Origin of the sequence: Caulobacter sp. S45, from assembly GCF_009765965.1 — a bacterium.
Classification (GTDB): Bacteria; Pseudomonadota; Alphaproteobacteria; order Caulobacterales; family Caulobacteraceae; genus CAHJWH01.
In genome coordinates, this window is record NZ_LMUL01000018.1 from 13,436 (window position 1) to 17,022 (window position 3,587).

Genomic DNA, 3,587 nt, shown 5'->3' on the forward strand with positions numbered 1-3,587 from the left:
CACCTTCCGTCCCGACACGCCGGAGACTGAGCTGACCCTGATCGCGCCCACCGCCACAGCCGCCCACCCGGGCGCGCTCACCGCGTTGCCGGCCAACTGGTGGATCAACGGGGAGTTCAAGGATCAGCTCGATCCCAAGACGATGCGCTTCACCACCCTGGCGGAGATGTTCCAGGCCGAGGCGGGCGAGGCGAAGGCGCAGGAATATGTCTCGCCTGACCGCAGCCTGGTGTTGCCGGCGTTTCGGGTGTTCCAGCAAGGACCACCCGACCACCTGGGCTGGCGGTTCTCGCCGACACTGGACGCGTCGGGCCTGGTCGCAGCCCCCACGGACGGGCGGGTCTACGTCTCCAACGAATCGGAGGACGTCACCTATGCCGCAAAACTCGGGGCGGGCGGCGCGCTCGAGGAGCTCAAACCGTTCGCCAACCGGGGCGGAGAGAGCGTGGCGGTCGGCGCGGACGGTCGGGTCTATGTCGCCAACGGCCAGGTGTTCGTCTACGCCCCCGACGGACACGAACTCGGCCGCATCGACATCCCCGAGCGCCCCATCGGCCTGATCTTCGGCGGACCCGACCGCAGAACCCTCTACGTCCTCTCACAGCACGCCCTGTTCGGCGTGCAACGGTGAATAGGGTTGAGCCTGACGCCCTTGACGCTTTGACACTGTCCAAGGGCCGGGGCGTCCGACATCAGAGCGCCCCAGTAACTGCCATCTTCGGCGCCATATCGACCGTGTTCAGGGCGCGGCGGCTCGCTCGCGCCCAGCTTCTCAGATCGACGGCAGTTGCTCGCCGCGCGCTAAGCCCCTCAGGCGGCTTGGCGCGCGGCGATGGCGACCTGAGTGCGGTTGCGCACGTTGAGCTTGCGCATCAAGGCGGTCATGTGCGCCTTCACTGTCGCTTCCGCGATTCCGAGTTCATAAGCGATCTGCTTGTTAAGCTGCCCGAGATAGACGCCTCTGAGCACCTTCATCTGGGTCGGTGTCAGCGTGGCGAAGATGTCCGCCGCCGGCTGCTGCGCCGGAATGGCTGTTGGGGGTTCGAAAAGGCTGCTGACCTCAGACATTACAAAACTTCTCCCTCGCCTAAATTCCTCTGTGCGGGCGGTTGTAGCCGCCTCGCAGAGCCGCTTTGGCGCGGCCGCTTCGTCCGGGCTTTGAGGTGGGCCCACCTGGCCTTACTGAAAGCTGTTGGACAGATTGAGGCTAGACCTTGGTCTAATTTCCGTCAATCTCGGTTTTCGACGTGCTTCACAGAAGAAGGCTGTCTTACAGGATTTTGATGGGCGACGGAATCATGAGGTGCTCGGTTTTGATCGTCCAGATCCTAAGTATGGAGGCAGGCGAAACCGCGCCTGCGACGCCGCTCAGCCCGGTCTCCTCATGACGGCGCAAGACGTCCGCCTCCTGCTGGCTGCGGTCCTCGGCGTCGCGCTGGCAGTCGTCCTGATTCTGCGGGGGCGGCTGCATCCGTTTTTCGCGTTGCTGTGCGGCGCCTTCCTAGTCGGCGCAATCGCCGGCCAAGATCCGGGCGAGACCGCGAATGCGATCCAGAAGGGCGTCGGCGACATCCTCGGCGGTACGGGATTGATCGTCGCCCTAGGGCTTTCGCTTGGGGTCATGCTCCAGCTTTCCGGGGGCGCGGCCAGCTTGGCGGGGAGCGTATTGCGCCTGACGGGTCTGGCCGCAGCGCCCTGGGCCAGCCTCGCCGCAGCCATGCTGGTCGGTTTGCCCCTCTTCTTTGAGACCGGGCTCGTCCTGCTGATGCCGGTCGTCGGCGCCGCTTTGACCGCACTGCCGGGCGTTGTCGATCGGGACCGCATGCGGCTTCGCGTCATGCTGCCGGCGTTGGCGGGATTGTCGGTGCTGCACGCCCTGGTGCCACCCCATCCCGGGCCGCTGCTGGCGATCAGCGCTCTTGGCGCCAACCTGGGCCGCACGATGATCTATGGCCTGGTCATCGCAATCCCCACGGCGGTGATCTCCGGGCCGCTGCTGGCCATACTGATCTCACGGGGCGTGCGGATCACGACGCCACCGGTCGACGCCCAGGCCGTCGCCCTAGCCAAGACCCCGCCGATCTGGGCGTCCGCCCTGGTCGTGCTGACGCCCGTCGTGCTGATCGCCCTCGGCCAGTTCCAGGGCCTGCTCCCCACGGCAAGCCGGGCGGATTGGGCCTGGATTTCCCGGTTCAGCAGCCCCGTCCTAGCGCTCCTCTTCTCCAACCTGATAGCGCTTCCGCTCCTATTCGGGCGAGCCATGACCGACGGCCGAATCCAGGAGACGGTGTGGGCGGAAGCCGTCAAGCCGGCGGGCGCGATCCTGCTTGCGATCGGCGCGGGCGGCGGCCTCAAACAGGTCCTGGTCAGCATCGGGCTGTCGGACCTGCTGGCGCGCGTGGCCTTGCATAGCAGTCTGTCGCCGCTGGTCCTCGGCTGGCTCGTCGCCGTCTTCGTCCGTCTTGCGACTGGCTCCGCTACGGTGGCGACGATAACCGCCGCGGGGCTCATGACGAAGCTGGTCACCACGACGGGCGTTTCGCCGGAGTGGATGGTGCTGGCGATCGGCTCGGGGTCGCTGTTCTTTTCGCATGTCAACGATCCGGGGTTTTGGCTGGTTCGGGGCTATCTCGGAACGAGTACGGCGGGCGCATTTCGGACCTGGTCGGTCCTGGAGACGGTCATTTCTATCGTCGGACTGGTCGGCGTACTGTGCGGCAGCCAGTTGATCTAGCGTGACCCTGGGGAAGTGCGCATGGGCGAAATCAGATTGGCGGACCGGGCCTATTCCGAGATCATACGATTGATCGTGCGGGAGAACATCGCGGTCGATCACAGGCTGCCCTCCGAGGGACGGCTCGCCGAGCTTTTCGGGGTGTCGCGGACCATCGTGCGCGAGGCGCTGGTGCGGCTCGCCTCCGACGGCATAACGGAGGCGAGGCGCGGCTCCGGCTCCTACGTCAAGCGCCGCCCCTCCGAGCGCCTGGCAAACCATCTTCCATTGGATGAGCTCCCCGCCGCCCTCGGCACCTACGAGGTGCGCTTCGCGGTTGAGGCCCAGGCGGCCAGCCTAGCCGCCACCCGTCGGTCTTTCGAGCATATGGACAACATCGGGCGGGCGCTCGACGCGCTGCGCAAGGCCCTGCTCTCGAGCGGTCCCGCACATGCCGAGGACCTTGAGCTGCATCGCGCCATCGTGCTCGCCACCGGCAACCCGGTATTCGTGTCCGTGTTCGACCACATGCAGGCCGACATCGACCGGATCATGCGGGCAGGCGTGGACATCTCGCGAAACAGGCCGCCCGAAGCCATCCGCGCCATGATCTCCGAGCACGAGATGATTGTGGAGGCGATCGGCGCACAGGACCCCGAAGCGGCGGCCCTCGCGATGCGCTGGCACCTTTCGCAGGGCCGCAAGCGATTGATGCCCTGAACAAGGGCATTCAGGGCTCTGTCAGCGCAAATTGACGGTCGGAGGGGAGGGGGCTAAGGCCGAGCCCCATGGCCAAGCTTAAACCCCCGCCCAATCTGTTTCGCTGGTTCGACAGCTCGCCGGAAGTGATCCGGTTGGTGGTGCTGATGTACGT

At 65.9% G+C, this 3,587-nt stretch carries 4 protein-coding genes; 3 read left to right on the forward strand and 1 reads right to left on the reverse strand.

Features of this window, described 5'->3' with window-relative positions:
• Nucleotides 1-631, forward strand: a 631-nt coding sequence (locus GSQ87_RS22920; RefSeq protein ID WP_254063206.1) for an SMP-30/gluconolactonase/LRE family protein, incomplete at its 5' end; no start/stop codon positions are given.
• Between the two features lie 179 nt (nucleotides 632-810).
• Here the strand turns inward: GSQ87_RS22920 and GSQ87_RS21975 are convergent.
• Nucleotides 811-1,068 carry a helix-turn-helix transcriptional regulator gene (locus GSQ87_RS21975; RefSeq protein WP_158918813.1) on the reverse strand — a complete coding sequence of 86 codons (258 nt, stop codon included), beginning with the start codon at nucleotides 1,066-1,068 and terminating at the stop codon, nucleotides 811-813.
• A gap of 316 nt (nucleotides 1,069-1,384) precedes the next feature.
• Here GSQ87_RS21975 and GSQ87_RS21980 point away from each other — a divergent pair, with 316 nt between their 5' ends.
• Both GSQ87_RS21980 and GSQ87_RS21985 read left to right on the forward strand, forming a co-directional pair.
• Nucleotides 1,385-2,734: a GntP family permease gene (locus GSQ87_RS21980; RefSeq protein ID WP_158918815.1), complete on the forward strand. Its 1,350-nt coding sequence runs from the start codon at nucleotides 1,385-1,387 to the stop codon at nucleotides 2,732-2,734.
• 21 nt (nucleotides 2,735-2,755) lie between these two features.
• Nucleotides 2,756-3,433, forward strand: coding sequence for a FadR/GntR family transcriptional regulator (locus GSQ87_RS21985; RefSeq protein ID WP_158918817.1), 678 nt, complete (start codon nucleotides 2,756-2,758; stop codon nucleotides 3,431-3,433).
• The last annotated feature ends 154 nt before the right edge of the window (nucleotides 3,434-3,587 follow it).